This window comes from Planococcus sp. CPCC 101016, from assembly GCF_007859295.1.
Lineage (GTDB): Bacteria > Bacillota > Bacilli > Bacillales_A > Planococcaceae > Planococcus.
Map to the genome: position 1 here is coordinate 1,225,279 of NZ_VOHB01000002.1, position 21,697 is coordinate 1,246,975.

18 protein-coding genes and 1 other annotated feature are annotated in these 21,697 nt (G+C 41.2%); of the genes, 14 read left to right on the plus strand and 4 right to left on the minus strand.

The window, feature by feature from the left end; translation table 11 throughout:
- Positions 1–5 precede the first annotated feature (5 nt).
- The 4 genes from opp4B (at position 6) to FQV26_RS05635 (ending at position 5,854) form a co-directional block, all read left to right on the plus strand.
- Complete coding sequence (gene opp4B, locus FQV26_RS05620) at positions 6–968, plus strand: oligopeptide ABC transporter permease (RefSeq protein ID WP_146556378.1); 963 nt, start codon at positions 6–8, stop codon at positions 966–968.
- 25 nt (positions 969–993) lie between these two features.
- Positions 994–1,905 carry an ABC transporter permease gene (locus FQV26_RS05625; RefSeq protein WP_146556379.1) on the plus strand — a complete coding sequence of 304 codons (912 nt, stop codon included), beginning with the start codon at positions 994–996 and terminating at the stop codon, positions 1,903–1,905.
- Between the two features lie 116 nt (positions 1,906–2,021).
- Positions 2,022–3,845: an oligopeptide ABC transporter substrate-binding protein gene (opp4A, locus tag FQV26_RS05630; RefSeq protein WP_146556380.1), complete on the plus strand. Its 1,824-nt coding sequence runs from the start codon at positions 2,022–2,024 to the stop codon at positions 3,843–3,845.
- Positions 3,846–4,138: 293 nt separating this feature from the next.
- The gene (locus FQV26_RS05635) at positions 4,139–5,854 is read left to right on the plus strand and encodes a peptide ABC transporter substrate-binding protein (RefSeq protein ID WP_146556381.1); all 1,716 of its coding nucleotides are present in this window, start codon (positions 4,139–4,141) and stop codon (positions 5,852–5,854) included.
- A 34-nt stretch (positions 5,855–5,888) separates the two neighbouring features.
- Here FQV26_RS05635 and trpS read toward each other — a convergent pair whose 3' ends face one another.
- Both trpS and FQV26_RS05645 read right to left on the minus strand, forming a co-directional pair.
- Positions 5,889–6,878 (minus strand): tryptophan--tRNA ligase, encoded by a 990-nt coding sequence (gene trpS / locus FQV26_RS05640; RefSeq protein ID WP_146556382.1) that lies wholly within the window; start codon positions 6,876–6,878, stop codon positions 5,889–5,891.
- A 44-nt stretch (positions 6,879–6,922) separates the two neighbouring features.
- Positions 6,923–7,135: a binding site (T-box leader), on the minus strand.
- Between the two features lie 43 nt (positions 7,136–7,178).
- Positions 7,179–7,520, minus strand: a complete 342-nt coding sequence (locus FQV26_RS05645) for a DUF3899 domain-containing protein (RefSeq protein ID WP_146556383.1) — start codon at positions 7,518–7,520, stop codon at positions 7,179–7,181.
- A 243-nt stretch (positions 7,521–7,763) separates the two neighbouring features.
- On the opposite strand from FQV26_RS05645, the gene FQV26_RS05650 reads away from it, so the two are divergent.
- From FQV26_RS05650 to pepF, 10 genes are all read left to right on the plus strand, one after another.
- The gene (locus FQV26_RS05650; RefSeq protein ID WP_146556384.1) at positions 7,764–9,467 is read left to right on the plus strand and encodes a peptide ABC transporter substrate-binding protein; all 1,704 of its coding nucleotides are present in this window, start codon (positions 7,764–7,766) and stop codon (positions 9,465–9,467) included.
- A gap of 185 nt (positions 9,468–9,652) precedes the next feature.
- Positions 9,653–10,588: an oligopeptide ABC transporter permease gene (gene opp3b / locus FQV26_RS05655; protein WP_146556385.1), complete on the plus strand. Its 936-nt coding sequence runs from the start codon at positions 9,653–9,655 to the stop codon at positions 10,586–10,588.
- On the plus strand, positions 10,588–11,616 hold the full coding sequence (gene opp3C / locus FQV26_RS05660; protein WP_146556386.1) for an oligopeptide ABC transporter permease: 1,029 nt from the start codon (positions 10,588–10,590) through the stop codon (positions 11,614–11,616). Before opp3b ends, opp3C begins: the two co-directional genes overlap by 1 nt.
- 15 nt (positions 11,617–11,631) lie before the next feature.
- Positions 11,632–12,687, plus strand: a complete 1,056-nt coding sequence (locus tag FQV26_RS05665; protein WP_146556387.1) for an ABC transporter ATP-binding protein — start codon at positions 11,632–11,634, stop codon at positions 12,685–12,687.
- Positions 12,687–13,625, plus strand: a complete 939-nt coding sequence (locus tag FQV26_RS05670) for an ABC transporter ATP-binding protein (RefSeq protein ID WP_146556388.1) — start codon at positions 12,687–12,689, stop codon at positions 13,623–13,625. The genes FQV26_RS05665 and FQV26_RS05670 overlap by 1 nt, the downstream gene beginning before the upstream one ends.
- Before the next feature lie 317 nt (positions 13,626–13,942).
- Positions 13,943–15,151, plus strand: coding sequence for a putative glycoside hydrolase (locus tag FQV26_RS05675; protein WP_146556389.1), 1,209 nt, complete (start codon positions 13,943–13,945; stop codon positions 15,149–15,151).
- A gap of 486 nt (positions 15,152–15,637) precedes the next feature.
- The gene (gene spxA, locus FQV26_RS05680) at positions 15,638–16,033 is read left to right on the plus strand and encodes a transcriptional regulator SpxA (RefSeq protein ID WP_008429739.1); all 396 of its coding nucleotides are present in this window, start codon (positions 15,638–15,640) and stop codon (positions 16,031–16,033) included.
- A gap of 245 nt (positions 16,034–16,278) precedes the next feature.
- Positions 16,279–16,935, plus strand: coding sequence for an adaptor protein MecA (gene mecA, locus FQV26_RS05685; RefSeq protein ID WP_146556390.1), 657 nt, complete (start codon positions 16,279–16,281; stop codon positions 16,933–16,935).
- 70 nt (positions 16,936–17,005) lie between these two features.
- On the plus strand, positions 17,006–18,112 hold the full coding sequence (locus FQV26_RS05690; RefSeq protein WP_261384269.1) for a competence protein CoiA family protein: 1,107 nt from the start codon (positions 17,006–17,008) through the stop codon (positions 18,110–18,112).
- A 45-nt stretch (positions 18,113–18,157) separates the two neighbouring features.
- Complete coding sequence (gene pepF / locus FQV26_RS05695) at positions 18,158–19,966, plus strand: oligoendopeptidase F (protein ID WP_146556391.1); 1,809 nt, start codon at positions 18,158–18,160, stop codon at positions 19,964–19,966.
- A 507-nt stretch (positions 19,967–20,473) separates the two neighbouring features.
- Here the strand turns inward: pepF and FQV26_RS05700 are convergent.
- Both FQV26_RS05700 and FQV26_RS05705 read right to left on the minus strand, forming a co-directional pair.
- Positions 20,474–21,271 (minus strand): ClpXP adapter SpxH family protein, encoded by a 798-nt coding sequence (locus FQV26_RS05700; RefSeq protein WP_146556392.1) that lies wholly within the window; start codon positions 21,269–21,271, stop codon positions 20,474–20,476.
- A complete protein-coding gene (locus tag FQV26_RS05705) occupies positions 21,268–21,666 on the minus strand; it encodes a globin domain-containing protein (protein WP_146556393.1) in 399 nt (132 codons plus the stop codon). The genes FQV26_RS05700 and FQV26_RS05705 overlap by 4 nt, the downstream gene beginning before the upstream one ends.
- Positions 21,667–21,697: the final 31 nt, after the last annotated feature.

Here is a 21,697-nt window from a genome sequence, read left to right on the forward strand (position 1 = left end):
ATGGTATGTGGAAATTAATTGTACGCAGAACACTTATAACAATCCCACAAATTTTACTCCTAAGCGTTTTAGTATTCATATTGGCTCAGGCCATGCCAGGCGATGCATTGACCGGCCTGATCGATCCGAATATCGATCCCGCTACCATCGAAGCGATGCGCGAGCGGCTTGGATTGAATAATCCATGGTATGTGCAATATTTCGACTGGATCAAAGGTGTGATTCAAGGCGATTTCGGCCAGTCATTCCGCTTTAAAATGCCAGTTTCTGAATTGATCGGTGATCGTATGATCAATACTCTATGGTTATCATTAGCAACTTTGATCCTGACATACTTAATCGCGATTCCATTGGGAATCATCAGCGGGCGCTTCAATGATACGTGGTTGGACCGCGTCATCACTGGTTACACCTATATCGGTTTTGCGGCACCATTGTTCATTTTTGCATTGATCATGCTGTTTGTTTTTGGATTCCAGCTGAGCTGGTTCCCGACAAGCGGAAGTGTATCCCCAGGTACTGAGCCAGGAACCTTCGCCTATTTCATAAGTAAAGTAAATCATTTATTATTGCCGGCGCTGTCTATGGCGTTGATCACGACGGTTTCCACTGTCCAGTATTTAAGAAGTGAGATCATTGATACTAAACAGAAGGATTTCATCGTAACAGCACGCGCTAAAGGCGCTTCTGAATCACGTGTATACAACCGCCACGTGCTGCGGAATTCGCTGCTTCCAATTGCAGCATTTTTCGGCTACGAAATTACAGGATTGATCGGCGGCACTATTTTTATCGAAAACATTTTTGGGTATCCGGGAATGGGTGAATTATTCCTTTCCTCCATCAGCCTGCGTGATTACAGCGTAATGACGGCACTTGTTCTGTTGTTCGGACTGGCTGCGATTCTTGGAGCTTTGTTATCTGATATCATTCTGAGTTTGGTTGATCCACGTATTCGGATTAAATAATAAATGACAATTTAGAGGTGTAAATATGAGAATTGATAAAGACAGTGGAGCACAGATTCCCGATATGGACATAGGAAAAAGCCCATCCGGATTCAGTATATTACTAAGAGAGTTGATACGGGACAAAATTGCATTCGGCTCACTGCTGTTCCTTTTCCTGATCGTTGCCGGTGTATTCGGAACTTCGATAATTCTTGATCAAAATGAAATTGTCAAAGTTGATCTTTTCGCTCTTTATGAGCAGCCATCTTCAATGTATTGGCTGGGCACTGATTATGGCGGCCGGGATATTTTTGGGCAATTGATCATCGGTACACGCAATTCTTTGGCTATCGGTATTTTGGTTACCTTGTTGACTGGAATCATTGGCATATTAGTCGGATTGATTTCGGGGTATTACGGCGGTACGGTGGATAATATTTTCATGCGTTTTGTAGATTTCTTCATGGTCTTGCCAACATTAATGATTGTCATTGCATTTGTTACAGCTGTTCCAGGATACAGCATTGTGTCCTTCTCGCTGATCATGACAGCCTTCCTATGGATGGGGATTGCACGGCTGATCCGTTCAAAAGCGTTGCAGGAAAAAGAATTGGATTATGTCAAGGCTTCCAAGACCTTGGGAACATCCGATTTTAAAATCATGTTTTTTCAAGTACTGCCAAATCTAAGTTCGATCATCATCGTTACGATGACGTTAAATTTGGCGGCCAACATTGGAATTGAATCCGGCTTATCCTTTCTGGGATTCGGTTTTCCGGAATCGACTCCAAGTTTAGGGACCTTGATCAGTTATGCAAGAAATCCTCAAACCTTGGAATTGAGATGGTGGATCTGGTTACCTGCGTCAATTCTGATTTTAGTGTTGATGCTTAGTATAAATAATGTCGGGCAAGCTTTAAAACGCGCTACTGATGCCCGGCAGCGTAGAGGGTAACAAAAAAGCAGGGCAAAAGGGGGAACAGAGTTCGACGGCAGACGGAAAGAACTTTATTCACGTACAGCAGCAGCCTGAAAGAGCTTTATACAAGAGAAAAGAGGAGGAAACAGAGAATGGCGAAAAACAAATGGTCCAGATATTTAGCCTTGCCGATGTTGTCTTTTGTTATGGTTTTGTCAGCTTGTACCGGCGATGACACAGCTACAGAAGAGGGCGGCGGAGAAACTGCAACTGACGGCGGGCAGGAATTAGAAAATGGCGGCATGTATTCAATCGAAGATTTCAGTAATGTAAAAACAAATGAAGGGGAAGCCATTGATGGCGGAACTATAACATTTGGTTTAGTATCAGATACAGTATTTGAAGGAACCTTAAACTGGAATTTCTACTCGGGTGCACCGGATGCAGAAATATTGAATTGGTTTGATGAAGGCTTGTTAACTTGGGATGAAAACTATGTTTACACCAATGACGGAGCGGCGACATACGAAGTTTCTGAAGACGGCCGTACATTTACTTTCACAATTGGCGACAATGTCAATTGGCATGACGGCGAACCAGTTACTGCAGAAGACTGGCTGTTTGCGCACGAAGTAATCGGCAACCCTGATTATGACGGCCCACGTTACAACTCTGACTTTACCAATATTGAAGGAATGGAAGAGTACAATAGTGGAGCAGCTGATACGATTTCCGGTATTGAAGTTATCGATGATAAAACCTTGTCGATTACGTATATCGAGTCTACACCTTCTCTATTGACAGGAAGCATCTGGTCTTACCCACTGGCTAAGCACATTTTTGGTGATATGGCAGTTGCTGATATTTCATCTTCACCTGAAGTGCGTCAAAATCCAATCGGTTTTGGACCATTCAAAGTGGATAGCATCATACCTGGAGAGTCTGTGACTCTTTCTAAAAACGAAGATTACTGGCGCGGCGAACCTAAGCTTGATGGCGTAACCATCAAAGTTATCGGTACTGCAACAGTGGTTCAGGAACTTGAAACTGGCGGTGTTGATTTGGTCAGCGATTTCCCAGTCGACCAATTCCCGGATAATGCAGAAATGTCAAACGTTGAATATTTAGGAACCATTGATCGTGCCTACACGTATATTGGCTTTAAGCTAGGAACATGGGATGCAGAAAACAATCGAGTAGATTACAACCCGGAAGCTAAAATGGGCGATGTAGAACTTCGTCAGGCAATGTGGCATGCAGTGGACAATACAGCTGTCGGCGAACGCTTCTATAATGGCTTGCGTTGGAATGCAACTACATTGATTCCGCCATCCCATCCCGAGTTCCATGATGACAGCAATGAAGGCAGAGCGTATGATCCAGAAGCAGCGAAGCAACTGTTAGATGATGCGGGCTACGCAGATACTGATGGAGATGGCTTGCGTGAAGATCCAGAAGGCAATCCGCTTGAAATTAACTTTATCTCAATGACTGGCGGCGACATCGCAGAACCGCTGGCGCAGTATTACGTTCAGTCTTGGGAAGCAGTTGGTTTGAAAGTGAATTTGGAAATGGTTGAATTCAATTCGTTCTACGACCGTGTTGGTAACGGTGGAGAAGATGATCCGAATGTAGATGTGTATCAGGCAGCATGGGGCGTCGGTATTGACGTAGATCCTTCAGGACTTTACAGCGCTGACACATTATACAACTTCGCACGTTGGGAAAATGAAGAAAATGAGCGTCTACTTGAAGAAGGGCGTTCTGAAAAAGCATTTGACCTTGCGTACCGCCAGGAAGTTTACAACGAATGGCAGCAATTGATGGTCGATGAAGTGCCGGTATTCCCGACTCTTTACCGTGCTTTACTCAGCCCAGTCAATGATCGTGTACTAAACTATGCAATCGGTGATGGCACTGGTGTTTACCTATCAGACCTTGCAGTTAATGCTGAATCACCAGTTACTGCAGAATAAGCATTAAAAAGAAAAGGAGCTGCGAATTTGCAGCTCCTTTTTCGTTTGCGCAAAATGTTGTGGTTTTGGAAATTAGAATAAAAAGTTAAGAAATCGTAAGCGGAAAGAATTTATACTATGTCGAAAAATTTGGTGATTCTTCTAAAAAAGATAATTTAAAATTCGTCTAATTAAAATGTGTTAAATAATCAAAAAAGTGATAGTAAAAATTGTAAATAAGCGTATAATAAAATCATACATATTGACTAGATATATTAACCATACATATTACTACATTAAAAGGAGGAGAAGTAGTGAAAGTTATCCGTTTATGGGGATTTTGGATTCTGCTGGCAGGATTAGTTGTAATTCTTTCTAGTTGTACTGGCGAAAGTGCATCTGAACAAGGCTCAACAGAAAACAGTGGAGAACCCGCAGATATGAAAGGTGGAGGAGAAAGTTCAGAAGCAGATTCAGTACAAGAATTGAATTTAATAGAAGCATCGGAATTGCCTACTATGGACTCTGCTTTAGCGGAAGATGTCACTTCATTTATCGTTTTGGATAATGTGAATGAAGGTTTGTTCCGCCTCAATAAAGAAAGTATAGCTGAGCCCGCACTCGCAGAAAGTGAACCGGAAATAAGTGAAGATGGTTTGACTTACACATTTAAGCTGCGAGAATCTAAATGGTCAGATGGCAGTCCACTAACAGCTGAGGATTTCGTTTATTCCTGGCAACGGGCAGTAGAACCGGCAACAGGATCGCCTTATGGTCCGTATATGATGTCTGGGACTATTTTGAACGCTGACCAAATTGCTGCAGGAGAGATGGACAATTCGGAGCTTGGCATTAAAGCAATTGATGAAATGACCTTAGAAGTGACTTTAGAACGCCCGATTCCATATTTTATGTCGTTAATGGCTTTTCCAACATTTTTCCCTCAGAAAGAAGAATACGTCAATGGAAAAGGAGAAGATTTTGCCTCTAATTCTGAAAATGTACTTTATAACGGTCCTTTTGTTTTAAACAATTGGGACGGAACAGGTATGACGTGGACGCTGGAAAAGAACCTTGAATACTGGGATGAAGAAAACGTCACACTTGAGACGATCAATGTTGATGTAGTAAAAGAAACAACTACAGCAGTCAATTTATATAATTCGGGCGAGAAGGACATGGCTTTATTAGCAGGAGAAATGGCTATTCAAAATGCTGATAACCCTGAAGTTGTGAAATATTTAAGTCCCTATATTTTCTATTTAAAATTCAATCAGGAGCGAAATGGAGAGGCAACCGTTTTCGCCAATGAGAATATCCGTAAAGCAATAGCTATGGCATACAACAAACAGGATTTAGTTGATATTGTCCTAGCTGACGGTTCACTTCCGGCAAACTACCTTGTGCCGAAAGAATTTTCATACAATGATAACAAAGAGGATTTCCGAGAAATTAATGGAGACATGCTTGAACATGACGTGGAAGAAGCAAAAAAATTATGGGAAATTGGAAAAGAAGAGGAAGGATTTACTGATATTACATTGGAGTTATTGGGTGATGATCAGGAAATCGCGAAGAATATGGATGCGTATATGAAAGCGCAGTTAGAACAGAACCTAGAAGGTTTGACTGTGAACTTAAAAGCGGTTCCTTTCTCGGTTCGCCTTGAGCTTGATGAAGCACAGGACTATGATTTTGAAGTGTTTGGCTGGGCCCCTGATTATCAAGATCCGATGACGTTCATCGACCTCTATGTTTCAGGTTCGCCGCAAAATTTAATGTCATACTCAAATGAGGAGTTTGATAGCTTGATTGAAAAAGCGAATGGAGAGTTGGCCAGTGACTTACCGGCTCGCTGGGAAGCAATGGCAGAAGCGGAAAGAATTCTGATCGAAGAAGATGCGGCAATAGCTCCAATTTTTCAACAGGGAACAATGATGCTGCAAAAACCTTACGTAAAAGATGTGATTAAACATCCATTCGGTGGTGATTACAGTTACAAATGGGCGTATATTTCCGGAAAAGAATAGCTAAAAGGGCTGCAATCACTGCAGCCCTTTTTGTTTATCTTCTTTTACGCCCAAGACCCATGGCATTTTCCATTTTCTTTAATGTCTTGTTCGCTAAGTTGTTGGCTTTTTCAGCTCCGGCATCGAGAATTTTATCCAATTCCTCAGAATTTAGAAGTGCAGCGTAGCGCTCCTGGATCGGTGCTAGATGTTCGGTTACGGCTTTAGCGACAGAAGCTTTAAAATCTCCATAACCGGATCCCTCGTATTTGGCAACCAGGCTGTCAATGCTTTCGCCGGTCAAAGCCGCTTCAATAGTAAGCAAATTCGCCACACCCGGTTTGTTGATCGGATCGTAGCTGACCACTCCTTCAGAGTCGGTTACAGCGCTCTTGATTTTCTTTTCAATTGTTTTTAAATCATCCAATAAGGTTATGATGGCTTTCTTATTGGTATCGGACTTGCTCATTTTTTTTGTTGGATCCTGAAGCGACATGATGCGAGCTCCATTTTTAGGAACACGGATGTCAGGGATGGTGAAGATATCATTGTATTTTCGATTAAACCTTTCTGCTAAATCACGCGTCAGTTCAATATGCTGTTTCTGATCATCGCCGACAGGCACGACATCGGTTTGGTACAGCAAGATATCTGCAGCCATCAAAGGGGGATAGGTTAACAATCCGGCCAAGACGGAAGCATTTTTTGCCGATTTATCTTTATACTGAGTCATGCGTTCGAGTTCGCCGATAGTCGATACGCATTGCAGCATCCATCCTGCCTGGGCGTGAGCCGGCACTTCTGATTGAATAAAAAGAGTAACTTTATCTGGATCTATTCCGACAGCCAGATAGAGCGCCGCTAATGCTTTAATATTCTTACGAAGTTCCAAGCGGTCTTGGGGCATCGTAATGGCATGCTGATCTACGATGCAAAAAATGCAATCATATTCATCTTGCAACTCAGTGAATTGTTTGAAAGCACCTATGTAATTTCCGAGTGTTACCGTACCGGTAGGCTGAACGCCTGAAAAGATTTTCTTCATCCATATTCCTCCTCAAATTAAAAAACACAGCACACATCCCCCAAAAAAGGGACGAATGATGTGTTTTTCCGCGGTACCACCCTAGTTGCCGTCACCGGCCACTCTTCTTCATAACGTGAAGAACACGGAATCAGCTACTAACCATTCACTGATTCAGCTCAAAAGTCCATTCAATGCAGATCTTCATCTGTTTCCACCAACCACAGACTCTCTCTATAGAAGGAACTGCATTTACTACTCTTTATCATCGCTCATTTTATATCCTATTATTATAATACATAACCAATTTGGGAAGCAATATTAGAGGTTATAAATCACTAGGCAAATACCCATAATCAGCAAGGTGATAGTTCCAGTAACAAGCAATAAGGAACTGGAAAAGCCTAAAGCCTCTGAAGGAGGTCGCATTTCGTCTCCTTCCAATGTCGATTTCAGTTTGAATGCCTTCCTCATGCTAATTGTAAATATATCAAATACTCCAGTACGGACGACAAAAACCCATAAACCAAAAAATAACAGAATGCCTCCATAAACAAATGAGTTGTTAATATATGACAACAAAGAAAAATCATCTGCACGCAAAAATATAGTAATAAAAATCATTAACTGAATAATCCCTAAAGAAATGACAATCCTTTTCAAACTTTGCACCTCGATTCTTATCAATTGTAGAAGAAAGTTAGAAAAAAATCAAAAAAATCTTCATTTATCTTAGACGCCGAGAACGCTTACAAATCCAATATTCATGCGGTATCCTGTAATATGAATGTAACGGAATTGTTACAAGAGTGTAAAAATTTCCAAAAAAAGTTCTGTACAAGAAATAATTATTATGTATAATTAGCAGTGTACCAATTTTTCAGAAAATTCGAGGGGGTCAATTTAGTGAAGAACAGCAAGATTTTTTGGCTACTTAGCCTAGTTTTAGTTCTAAGTGCATTTCTAGCAGCATGTGGTGGCGGCAACGAAAGTGACACTAGTACTGAAACTCCAGATGACACAGGAAGCACAGAACCAGCTGGGGAATTAGACTCAGAACAAGTACTGAACATAATGGAAAGCGCTGAAATTCCTACCATGGATATTTCTTTAGCTGAGGATGCAGTCGCATTCAATATTTTCAACAATGTTAACGAAGGCCTATTCCGCTTGAACGAAGAAAACATTGCTGAACCAGCACTTGCTGATGGAGAGCCTGAAGTCAGCGAAGACGGCTTGACTTACACTTTCAAGTTACGTGATTCTAACTGGTCTGATGGTACACCAGTTACTGCTAATGATTTTGTTTACTCTTGGCAACGTTCAATTGATCCTGCTACTGGTTCTCCTTACGGAGCTTACATGATGGCTGGCTCAATTGTAAATGCAACTGAAATTGCTGCAGGCGATATGGAACCAACTGAACTTGGCGTTACTGCTGTAGACGATAGCACTCTTGAAGTAAAACTTGAGCGTCCAGTACCTTACTTTATGTCGTTAATGTCTTTCCCAACTTTCTACCCACAGAACGAAGCTTTCATTTCTGAAAAAGGCGATGCTTATGCTTCTAACTCTGAAAACTTGATTTTCAACGGACCATTTACTCTTACTGATTGGGACGGCACTGGCTTGACTTGGAAAATGCAAAAAAATCCTGAGTATTGGGATGCTGAAACTGTAAAACTTGAAACAATAAACGTAGATGTTGTAAAAGAGCCTGCTACTGCAGTCAACCTATACAACTCTGGTGAAAAAGATCGCGCTGGTTTAAGCGGTGAATTTGCAATGCAATATGCAAATGACGAAAACCTGGTTACTGAATTGGAACCTACTGTTTTCTACTTCAAATTTAACCAAGAGCGCAACGGTGAAGAAAATGCACTTAAAAACGTTAACATCCGTAAAGCAATCGCAAAAGGATTTAACAAACAAGATCTAGTTGATGTAGTATTAGCAAACGGTTCTTTACCAGCTAACTATTTAGTACCGACTGATTTTGCTTTCGATGAAAGCAACACTGATTTCCGTGACGTTAATGGAGATTTGATCGAGTTTAACGCTGAAGAAGCTGCAGAACTTTTCGCAACTGGTATGGAAGAATTGGGAGTAGAAGAAGTTACTCTTGAAATCCTAGGTGGAGACACTGAAACTGCTAAAAATATGGATGCTTATTTGAAAGAACAACTTGAAACAAATCTTGAAGGTTTGACAATCAACCTTAAAGCAGTACCTTTCGCAGTTCGTTTAGAACTTGACGAAGCTCAGGACTATGACATCCAAACTGCTGGATGGGGACCAGATTATCAGGATCCTATGACATTCATTGATTTGTTTGTAACTGGATCTGCTCAGAACAAAATGTCTTACTCTAACCCAGAGTATGATGCATTAGTTGAATCAGCTAAAGGCGAATTGGCAACAGATCCTGCTGCACGTTGGGAAGCAATGGCACAGGCTGAAAAAATCCTTCTGGAAGATGACGCAGCAATCGCGCCAATCTATCAGCGCGGTTTGATGTCTCTTCAACAGCCTTACGTAAACAACATTATCAAACACCCATTTGGTGGAGATTACAGCTACAAGTGGGCATACATTTCGGGTAAAGAATAAGTTAATCCCGCTACTGTGAAAACAAAATAGAAAGAGAGTATATCGGATTTTCAGATCGATATACTCTCTTTTCTAATGTAAAGGAATTAACCGAAAATTGACCATTTTCTGCTAACTATTGAATATTACAGGTTCGTGTTCGAATGAATCGTACTTGTCAAATAGAATTATTTTGGAGGTGCACTATGGCGAAGTATATTGGCAAGCGTTTAATTTATATGGTGATCACTTTAGCGCTGATTGCTACATTTACCTTTTTCTTGATGAAAGTTTTACCAGGATCCCCCGTCGCTTCCGCAGATAAATTATCTCCAGAACAAAGGGCAGTTGTAGAAGCTAGATATGGGTTGAATGAGCCGCTTCCGGTTCAGTATTTCAATTACATGTTTGGTTTAGTGCAAGGTGATTTAGGAATTTCCATTAACCAGTTTAAAGGAGCCAACGTTACGGATGTTATTTTAAGCCGGATGGGTCCTTCAGCTCAAATTGGTTTCCAAGGAATGTTGTTGGGAACTGTTCTAGGAATTCTCCTGGGTATGATTGCTGCGTTGAGGCAGAATACCTGGGTTGATTACACCAGCACATTTGTAGCAATTGTCGGAATATCGATTCCTTCTTTCGTTTTTGCCTCATTGCTGCAATATTGGTTCGGCTTAAAATGGGGCCTGTTCCCAGTAGCTTTATGGAAAGACGGCTTTATGTCGAGCGTGCTTCCATCCATCGCATTGGCTATGTTCCCGCTTGCTACAGCCGCTCGTTTTATCCGTACAGAAATGATTGAAGTCCTTGGCTCGGATTACATTACATTAGCGAAAGCTAAAGGTGCGAGCGGATCAGAGATTGCATTCAAACATGCATTCCGTAATGCATTGATTCCGTTAATCACGGTTCTTGGTCCTATGGCTGTATCTATTCTTACAGGATCTCTAGTCGTGGAACAGATCTTTGCAATACCGGGTATCGGGGAACAATTCGTTAAATCAATCATGGTCAGTGATTTCTCTATCATTATGGGAACTACGATCTTCTTCTCTGTTTTCTTGATTGTGATTATCCTATTGGTAGATATATTGTATGGCGTCATTGATCCTCGTATTCGTCTTTCAGGAGGTAAAAGTTAATGACTCAAAAAATTGATAAAATTCCCGAATTGCCGGCAGGGTCGTTCGAGCGAATTACATTGGATTCCCATCAGGCTGAACGCATCACGAAACCAAGCGTTAGCTTCTGGCAAGATGCTTGGTATCGTATTCGTAAAAATAAAGGTGCCTTGTTCAGTTTAATTTTGTTTGGCTTAATCGTAATCATGGCATTTCTAGGACCGATCATCAGTCCATATGAACCAAACACACAAACGATCACTCATGCCAATTTGCCACCTAAAATTCCGGTTATAGAAAACCTCGGGATTCTCGATGGAGTCGGTACATTGGGCGGTCAAGAAGTAGACTTATACGAAATGAAGAATGTTGAAGTCAACTATTGGTTTGGAACTGATGGACTGGGACGCGACATGTTTTCACGTGTATGGAAAGGTACCCAAGTATCTTTGTTCATTGCTTTCGTGGCAGCGGCGATCGATATGTTGATTGGTGTCATTTATGGAGGGATTTCGGGATACTTTGGCGGACGTGTGGATGACTTCATGCAGCGGATCGTCGAAATTTTAACGGGTATTCCTAACCTTGTAGTCGTAATCTTATTCATTTTAATCATGGATCCCGGAATATTGGCCATCATCATCGCATTGACCATAACTGGGTGGACTGGCATGTCCAGGGTTGTTCGTGGACAAGTTCTTAAATATAAGAGCCAGGAATTCGTTTTGGCTGCACGCACATTAGGAGCAAGCGACAGCCGCATCATATGGAAGCATTTAATGCCGAACGTATTAGGTGTTATCATCATCAATACGATGTTCACGATTCCAAGTGCAATTTTCTTCGAAGCTTTCTTGAGCTTTATCGGACTGGGGCTGCAGGCTCCGGATGCTTCGCTCGGAACATTGATCAATGATGGATATTCGTTAATTCAATTTTCACCGCATATTTTAGCTTTCCCTGCTGTTTTATTGAGTTTGATTATGATTGCATTCAACTTGATCGGTGATGGACTTCGTGATGCCCTCGATCCGAAGATGAAAGATTAAGGAGGAAAGTTGATAATGGAGAAAATTCTACAAGTAAAAGATCTTGAGCTTTCCTTTAACACCCAAGGCGGGGAAGTTAAAGCGATACGCGGGGTTAACTTTGATCTATATAAAGGTGAAACTTTAGCAATCGTGGGAGAGTCGGGTTCAGGTAAATCTGTTACGACAAAATCCATTATGCGTTTGCTGCCTGAAAGTTCAGCAGAATTCAAAAGTGGTGAAATTTTATTCGGCGGTCGCGATTTGACGAAGTTAAGCGACAGAGAAATGCAAAAGATCCGCGGAAAAGAAATTTCAATGATTTTCCAGGATCCGATGACGTCTTTAAACCCGACCATGCCGATTGGCCGACAATTGACTGAGCCGCTACTGAAGCACCAAAAGATCAGTAACAGTGAAGCAAAGAAAGTTGCGATCGACTTGCTCCGCCTTGTTGGTATGCCGAAACCGGAATTGCGAATGAAACAATATCCTCACCAATTTTCAGGCGGACAGCGCCAGCGGATCGTTATTGCTATTTCATTGGCATGCAATCCGAAAGTTTTGATTGCAGATGAGCCAACAACTGCACTTGATGTTACAATTCAGGCACAGATTCTTGAGTTAATGAAAGACTTGCAGAAAAAAATCGATACATCGATTATCTTCATCACGCACGATTTGGGTGTTGTAGCAAACGTAGCCGATCGTGTAGCGGTTATGTACGGTGGAAAAATCGTTGAAATCGGTACTGTGGATGAAATTTTCTACAACCCGCAGCATCCATATACATGGGGCTTGTTAAGCTCCATGCCATCATTGGATACAGAAGATGCGAAATTGTATGCTATTCCTGGCACACCGCCTGATTTATTGGACCCACCTAAGGGAGATGCTTTTGCCCTGCGAAGCGAGTATGCATTGAAAATTGATATGGAGCAAAATCCACCATTCTTTAAGGTCAGTGATACACATTCAGCTGCTACATGGTTGCTTCATCCGGATGCACCACAAGTAGAACCGCCTTTAACTGTCATCGAACGTATGAAGAAATTCCCGGGAAGCAGATATTATGAAGGGGGCGCGGTATAATGGCTGAAAAATTACTCGAAATTAAAAACCTGAAACAGTACTTCAATATCGGGAAAACAAATGAAGTCCGCGCAGTAGATGATATCAGTTTTGATATTTACAAAGGTGAAACTTTAGGATTGGTAGGCGAGTCCGGTTGTGGGAAATCAACGACTGGCCGTTCCATCATCCGTTTATATGATGCTACGGACGGTGATGTTTTCTACGAGGGTGAAAATGTTCATGGCAAAAAATCGAAACAGGATCTAAAAAAATTCAACCGTAAAATGCAGATGATCTTTCAAGATCCATATGCTTCTTTAAATCAGCGGATGAAAGTAATGGATATCATTGCTGAAGGCATTGATATTCACGGCTTGGCAAAAAACCAGGCCGAACGCAAAAAAATGGTTTATGATTTATTGGAAACGGTTGGTTTGAATAAAGAACACGCCAACCGCTACCCGCATGAGTTCTCAGGCGGTCAGCGCCAGCGTCTGGGTATTGCCCGTGCTTTAGCTGTAGATCCGGATTTTATCATTGCTGATGAGCCGATCTCTGCATTGGACGTGTCTATTCAAGCGCAGGTTGTTAATCTGTTGAAGGAACTTCAAGTAGAGAAAGGTTTAACTTTCCTGTTCATTGCCCACGATTTGTCCATGGTTAAATACATTTCAGATCGTATCGGTGTTATGTATTTCGGGAAATTAGTGGAATTGGCACCAGCTGAAGAGCTGTACAACAATCCATTGCATCCTTACACACAATCATTGCTGTCAGCAATTCCATTGCCAGACCCGAACTACGAGCGCAACCGGGTCCGTAAATCTTACGACCCTGCAGTCCATGACTATAATAAAGCTGACGATGTTCGGATGAGAGAAATCAGTCCTGGCCATTTTGTTCAATGTTCAGAACGTGAATTTGAATCCATCAAAGCGGCTTCAGTAAGCAATTGATAAAAGAACGGTGTCCTACTTGGACATCGTTCTTTTTATTAGCCTGATATTTTCGTTATCCACTGCGAAAAGCTTTTATTGATTAATGAACGTCGAATGCAACTAATCGGTATTCTGGCGTATTTCTTATTTCAATTAGTCAGATAAATGATAGAATGGAAGAACAATGGATAAAGAAATTGTTCCTTTAATAAGGATTCTTACTCCACGTGAACAGTAAGTTGAAAAGAGGATTTTATGATCAGTAGAATTTTCATCGGGTGAAGTGGAACGAGGAACATACTGGTCGACAAATCTGGATAAAGGGGTGCGGTAGGATGAAAAAGTCATGGAAATGGGCATTGATGTGTGCCACAAGTATTAGTTTGGTAAGTGCAGGAAATGTATTTGCAGCTGAAGAAGACAAAGCTCCCAATTTTACAGAGCGCGCTTTTCATACAGTTGAAGTTGATTCGCAAGTATTAGCATCATCGCAATTGTTTAAATTTGATTCAGGTCTGGAATTCAACTATCCGGATGCTGTTCGAGGAATTTTTGTCACAGCGCATTCTGCTGGAGGAGAACGATTTGATTCGTTGATTAATCTTATAGATACGACAGAATTGAATGCCATGGTCATTGACATAAAGGAAGATTTTGGCCACTTGACATACATACCGGGAGAAGACTCATCGCTAGCTGAGCTGGGCATGGGGCAGCCGTTAATAAAAGATCCTCGGGCGATGCTGGAAAAACTAGAGGAAAAAGAGATTTATCCGATTGCGCGCGTGGTGGTTTTCAAAGACACTGTACTCGCGGAAAGCAGACCTGACTTGACGTTTATGGACGGAGATCAAGTTTGGAAAAATAATCGTGGAGAATCATTTGTTAATCCATTTCTTCAAGAAGTGTGGGACCATAATGTCCAAATCGCTATCGAAGCAGCAAAACTTGGGTTTAAGGAAATTCAATTTGACTATGTCCGCTTTCCTGAAGGGTTTGAAAACCGTGCAGATGATTTGAGCTACTCGATGGGCGACTATGAAAAGGCCGAAGCCGATTCTGTACAGCAAAGAGTAGAAGCAGTAACTGATTTTGTTGCCTATGCAAAAGAACAGTTGGAACCTTATGGAGTAGAAGTTTCTGTAGACATTTTTGGTTATGCTGCTACTTTGCCGGAAGCTCCAGGCATTGGACAGAATTTCTCTAAGATCTCTGAAAATGTGGATGTTATTTCGTCTATGATTTATCCAAGTCACTGGACATCTTACTTTGGAATCGCCAAACCGGATCTGGAACCTTACAAACTGGTTGCTGAATACGCCAAAGTAGAGAACCAGGTATTGGCCGGTTTAGAAAATCCGCCTGTCTCACGGCCATGGCTGCAGGATTTTACGGCAAGCTATCTGGGAGCTGGAAACTACAAGCGTTATGGCAAAGCAGAAGTTGAAGCACAAATAAAAGCTTTGAATGACCAAGGCATAGATGAATTCCTTCTATGGAATGCAGGCAATTCCTATTCGCAAGGTGTAGATTACACACCTTAATTTCACTAATCCTCCTCTAATTGCCAGTGAGATTTCTTTTCAGAAATTTTTAAAAGAATCAGCTCATGCTGTAGAAGGACGGTAGTAATGTAAGTTTAGGCAGGATTCAAAGTGGATACTCCATAATATCAAATCAATCTTTTAGTTTAGAGCTTTATATGAAACTATTTCTATTCTGAAACGTAGTATATAAGTGTAGAAGTTATTTTCAAAAAGATGGTGTAACTGAGAATAAAAAAGTTTTGTTTGGAAGTTTACGACAAAAGAAAAAGGGGTAAAATTAAGTTATACAGCTATGAAAGTATAATGAATATATAGCTAATATGTGACAGAAAGCTCGTTTTCTAATTTTTTTATTGAGATACACTATCAAATCGACTCCATACATTGTATAATGAATGTAGAGCCTCTAAACTATAATGATTCTAATTTGAGAAATGAACGAAACCAAATTTTCATGAATCCGAAAGGAAGTGCTCCACTATGATGGTTACATTATTCACTTCTCCGAGCTGTACGTCTTGCAGAAAAGCGAAAGCTTGGCTTGAGGAACACGATATTCCATATACAGAACGAAACATTTTTTCTGAACCATTGACTATCAGTGAAATCAAAGAAATCTTACGCATGACTGAAGACGGAACAGATGAAATCATCTCTACCCGTTCTAAAATATTCCAAAAATTAAATGTGGATGTTGAAAGTTTACCACTTCAGCGTTTATATGAATTAATTCAAGAGCATCCAGGATTACTGCGACGCCCGATCATTATGGATGAAAAACGCCTGCAGGTTGGTTACAACGAAGATGAAATCCGTCGATTCCTCCCACGTAAAGTTAGAGCCTATCAATTGCTTGAAGCTCAGCGAATGGTAAACTAACAATAAGTACTCTAGCTGTCCGGTCTTTATGGTATTTCATAAGAGATCTTCGGACAGCTTTTCTTTATCCTAAATTAGTTGCATAAATCAGTTAAGTGAATTAAACTCTATGTACTTGTAACTTGTCTTTGGTGATAGGCATAAACTTTTTCTTTATTAATAAAAAAAGTTATACTTGGTAAAAGCAATACAGCACGGCTCTGAGGAATGTTCTCTTAGTCCAAACCGTAAAGGAGAGGTGTAAAATGGAAATAGAACGTATCAACGATAACACAGTTAAATTTTACATTTCCTATCTCGACGTTGAAGAGCGAGGGTTTAGCCGTGACGAAATCTGGTTCAACAGAGATAAGAGCGAAGAACTTTTTTGGGAAATGATGGATGAAGTTAATGAAGAAGCCGATTTCGTAATGGAAGGCCCGCTTTGGATCCAAGTCCAGGCTATGGATAAAGGTCTTGAAGTCACAGTAACACGTGCTCAGTTAACTAAAGATGGGCAGAAGCTTGATATGCCTGATGATATAGAAGAACGCCGCAAAATGTTCGCAAGTGAAGATACTGTTACTCCGGAATTTGATGAATTTGAACCGGTTTTTGATGAACCTGATATTAAGAAACTTGAATATACATTTGTCTTCTCAGAAGTGGAAGAGCTGTTACCGATTGCGAGACGTTTAATGTACGTACCGATCGAATCAGCGGTTTATCATTTTGAGAATAAATATTACCTTTATACAAGTTTTGATGAAATCCTTCATTCTGAAGAAGACATCAAAAACAATGTGAGTATCATCACTGAATATCTACGGATTTCACCCGTTACGGTTCACCGTCTTGAAGAATACGGTAAACCGATTTTCAAAGAAGATGCGCTCTCAAATGTTCTACATTATTTTGGCTAAGATCTCCTTTACAGGAGATCTTTTTTTATTGCCATGTTCTCTTTAATTCCATAGACTGGGAGAAAGGAGAGTGATTAGCATAATAGTGGCCAAGACAAAGCAACAGGAATTATTTTATCTAACTGGAAAGTACGATCGAGAAGAGCTTCGGAAAATTCGTTTGCATGAGCAGTTTTTCTGTCCTACCTGCCATGCTCCGCTGCTAATGAAAATCGGAGAAATCAACATCCCTCATTTTGCGCATAAGACCCTTTCTGCCTGCGACAAATTCAGCGAACCTGAATCCTCTTTACACCTGCAAGGAAAACTTCATCTGTATCATTTCTTCCACCAGTTAAACTTCAAAGTTGAATTAGAGAAATATTTTTCAATGACTCGCCAGCGCGTTGACCTTTTGGTCGATGGGCACTACGCCCTTGAATTTCAATGCAGCGCGATTCCGGTGCTACAGCTTAATGAGCGATCGAACGGCTATCGGCAGCTCAACATGAAGCCGATTTGGTTAAAGGGCTTGAAAGAGCCATGTCTTGAAGAAATTGGGCTGCTGCACCTGAAATCATATGAAATTGCTATGCGGCAAAGCCAGGGAGGAGTTTCCTTTATCCTGCTATTCTATCCGCCAGGGAATCGCTTTTATTATCATTCGAATTTGTTCTATATCAGCTCAAATCGATGGATAGGCAAAACCAAATCAATTCAGGCGACAAAGCAGGTTTTTCCTTTTGCAGTACCCAAACAGCTGTCCAAAGAAGAATTCAATAAGGTGCTCGGAATTTTTCGGCATTCAAAACGGCGATTTATCCGCAATCAGTTGTATACGGAAAATCGAGTGAAAAATACTTTCTGCCGGCTGTGCTATGAGTTGCGATTGGATGCAGCGAATGTTCCCGACCTTTTCGGAATTCCTTGGCTCCGTGCCGAATGCTTAAAACAGCATCCAATAATTTGGCAGCTTCAAGCAGTTGTAGCCTGGGAGAAAGGCATATCTATAGGTGCGCTGATCGCTTCCGGAAGAATGACCTTAGCCGATCCGAGTCTGGCTGATGAGGCAGAGGCTATGGTGACAGACTATCTGCAGCTTTATTTGTCTGCCAAAGAAAAAACTCTTACAGATTCCAGCTTTTTGGATATTGTCTATGATAACTATTGCAAAACCGTTCGAAAATTGAGAAAATAGGGTGTAGTTCGTTTCCCGAAAGAATGGGACAGAGGAGGAAGTTAAATGGTTAACAAAGTATTAACAAGAGAAGAAGTTCCGACAGAACTGACGTGGAAATTAGAAGATATATTTGAAACTGATGAGCTTTGGGAAAAAGAGTTTGTGGAAGTCGCAGCTCTGGGCGATAAAGCGGAATCCTATCAAGGCAAGCTGCAGGAAAGCGCTGAAGCTTTATACGAAGTACTGGTTTACAAAGATGAATTGACCGAGCGTCTGAGACGTCTCTATACGTATTCGCATATGCGCTATGACCAAGACACCACCAATTCGAAATACCAAGCGATGGACAGCCGCGTGAAATCTTTGTTCGCAAAGGTATCAGCGGGCTTATCCTTCCTGACTCCTGAAATTTTGGCATTGGAAGAATCTGTGCTGAACCAATACGTAGCAAGTCACCAGGGCTTGAGTTTGTATAAACAGGCGCTTGAGGAATTGAATTCATTGCGTCCGCATGTGTTGCCTGCAGAGCAGGAGTCTCTGCTCGCCCAAATGTCTGAAGTGAGCCGTGCTTCTTCAGAAACATTCGGCATGCTGAACAATGCAGATCTTGAATTTCCGGAGATAGAAGATGAGTCAGGCGAAAAAGTTCAAATTACGCATGGCAATTATATCCGTTTCCTCGAAAGCAAAGATCGCCGTGTCCGTGAAGATGCATTCAAAGCAGTCTATGCGACGTACGGCAAATTCCGGAATACTTTTGCTTCTACTTTATCAGGCAATATCAAACGCGATAACGTCGATGCACGGATTCGGAAATTTGAATCGGCGCGCCAAGCAGCTTTAGCAGATGATCATATCCCGGAAGCGGTATATGATAATTTGGTAGAGACTGTTAATAACAACCTTCACCTTCTCCATCGCTACGCAGCGTTGCGTAAGGAAGTACTAGGAATCGATAAAGTTCATATGTGGGACATGCATACGCCTTTAGTCAAAGAAGTGAAGATGGAAATTCCTTATGAAAAAGCCACAGGAATCATGTTGAAAGGGCTTGAAGCATTGGGAGAGGAATATGTAGGCATTGTCAAAGAAGGCATTGATAACCGCTGGGTGGATGTTAAAGAGAACAAAGGGAAGCGCAGTGGAGCCTATTCGTCTGGAGCCTATGGAACCAATCCATACATTCTGATGAACTGGCAGGATAACGTAGACAATCTGTTTACATTAGCGCATGAGTTTGGACATAGTGTCCACAGCTATTACACACGCGCAAATCAGCCTTACATTTACGGTGATTACTCAATCTTTGTGGCTGAAGTGGCTTCTACTACGAATGAAGCTTTGCTCAATGAATACATGGTAAACTCCACTGAAGACGATCAGGAACGCATTTACCTGTTGAATCACTGGCTTGACGGGTTCCGAGGCACCGTATTCCGCCAAACGATGTTCGCTGAATTCGAACACTTGATGCACAAAATGGATCAGGACGGGGAAGCACTCACAGCAGATCGTCTGACAGAAGTCTATTATGAGCTGAACCAAAAATACTTTGGCCCGGACGTAGCGGTCGATGAAGAAATCGGCTTGGAATGGGCACGAATTCCACACTTCTATTATAATTATTACGTTTTCCAATATGCCACAGGCTTTAGCGCAGCTACTGCATTGAGCAAAGGCATTCTTGAAGAAGGACAGCCTGCAGTAGACCGCTACATCAATGAGTTCCTAAAGGCTGGCAGCTCAGATTACCCGATTGAAGTGCTGAAAAAAGCCGGTGTCGATATGACGCAATCAAAAGCGGTTGAAGAGGCCTGCAAAGTTTTTGAACAAAAACTCAACGAACTTGAGAAACTATTGCTAAATAAATAAGAGAGAAGAAGAAGCTGATATAGCTACTCAGCTTCTTTCTTTTTATTATTTCAAAATAACATGTTCTAATCAAAGATATTTATTTTCTAAATTGATTATGACGAATTTGTGAAAGTCTTTGTGAATTATTGCATTAACTATTATCCCGTGATAAGATTAAGTTGTGAAATAAATCACATACAAACATACACCCCTTTGTTTGAGCGTGAACATTTCTCCCATCCCCTTTGTGTAATATAGAAAGGCGCCTTCCGGACGTGGAAGGCGCCTTTCGCTTTGGTTCCAGAAAAGCGGAAGCAGTCGTGTAGATTCGACGGGTATAACTGAATATATTATTATTATTATTATTCCATTAAATTGGAAATACTTTCAGATTGCGTACAAATACTTTCTGTTTAAGGAAAAATACTTTCCATAGACGCCAAAATACTTGCCAATAAATCGTGAATACTTGCTAAAGCCAGTAATACATCAAAAAAATAACCTGTCTCCCAAAAGGGAGGCAGGTTATTTTACTTTCCACAAGGTTTCTTTCGGCATGCAAATGCGTTCGAGTTTTTGTTGAAGAACTTGTTTTTTTAACTCGCATTCTGCGGTTTGCTCAGAAATATTGTATATAGAAGCAATTTCTCTAGTTGCCATAGTTGAGTATTTAGTAAAGAGATCGTCCAAGGAAGGTGGGGTTTGCCGATTCAGGCTTTCTTCGCCCATCATTTCCTGTAGAATCGTTTGGTAAACATCATATGAATAAAGGCCAGATACTTTAACACCTTCGTCTTCAATACATTCATTGAAAAAAACGATACTTGGTACTTCGTTGATTTCCATCTCGCGGGTAATCTGTAAATCGCATTGAAAAGCTTTCGCGGTATGTACAGAATGGAAATCCAACTTGAATTCTTCCTGATCCAGTTCTGCTTCTTCCGCGATTTCCAATAGGACGCTGTAAGAAGAAACGTCTTTTGACTGAAGGAACAGATGCTCCTGCAGTTTGTGTAAGAACCGGTTTCCGGATCGCTTTCCTTGAAGCTCCGCAGCCTTTATGGCAACGGAGGGCAATACAGGATGAGTTAAGTTATCGGTATCGATATTTGCTGAAAGTGTTGCTTTGTTTAAGTTGAATAGTTGCGTACTCAAGACAACTCTCATAGAAAAATAATGGCCGTACTCAATTTGTAATTTTCGGATGACTGCCTGCAGCTCCCAGCATTCCGGATTCAGGGGATCTACGAAAACATACAGTTCCATTGGTTTGAAAGAATTCGCAGGTTCGCGAATTTCTTGGGCCAAATCTAGATTGCTCACTCCAACTCCTCCTCACTATCAGACTCATTGATCATATGATGTGCAGTTAAAACAAGTCGATTGTATAAGGTTTCGCGAAATTTCCCACTTAACCCTACTTCGTCCATTGCTTCACTCATGCACTCAAGCCAAGCCTGAGCTCTAGCAGGTGTAATTGCGAACGGGCTGTGTCTTGCTCTTAATCTTGGGTGTCCATGTTCTTCTGAGTATATATTGGGTCCACCTAAATATTGGGTTAAGAATTGTTTTTGTTTACGGGCCGTTTCTGAAAGGTCATCTGGAAAAATAGGCTGCAGCTTTGGATGTGCCGCTACGCGAGTATAAAATGCATCGACTAACTGAGATAATGTTTCCGCACCAATCTCTTCATACGGAATAATCGGTTTTCCAGTCATTATCGTGTCTCCTTTGCTTTAGCTGTAAATT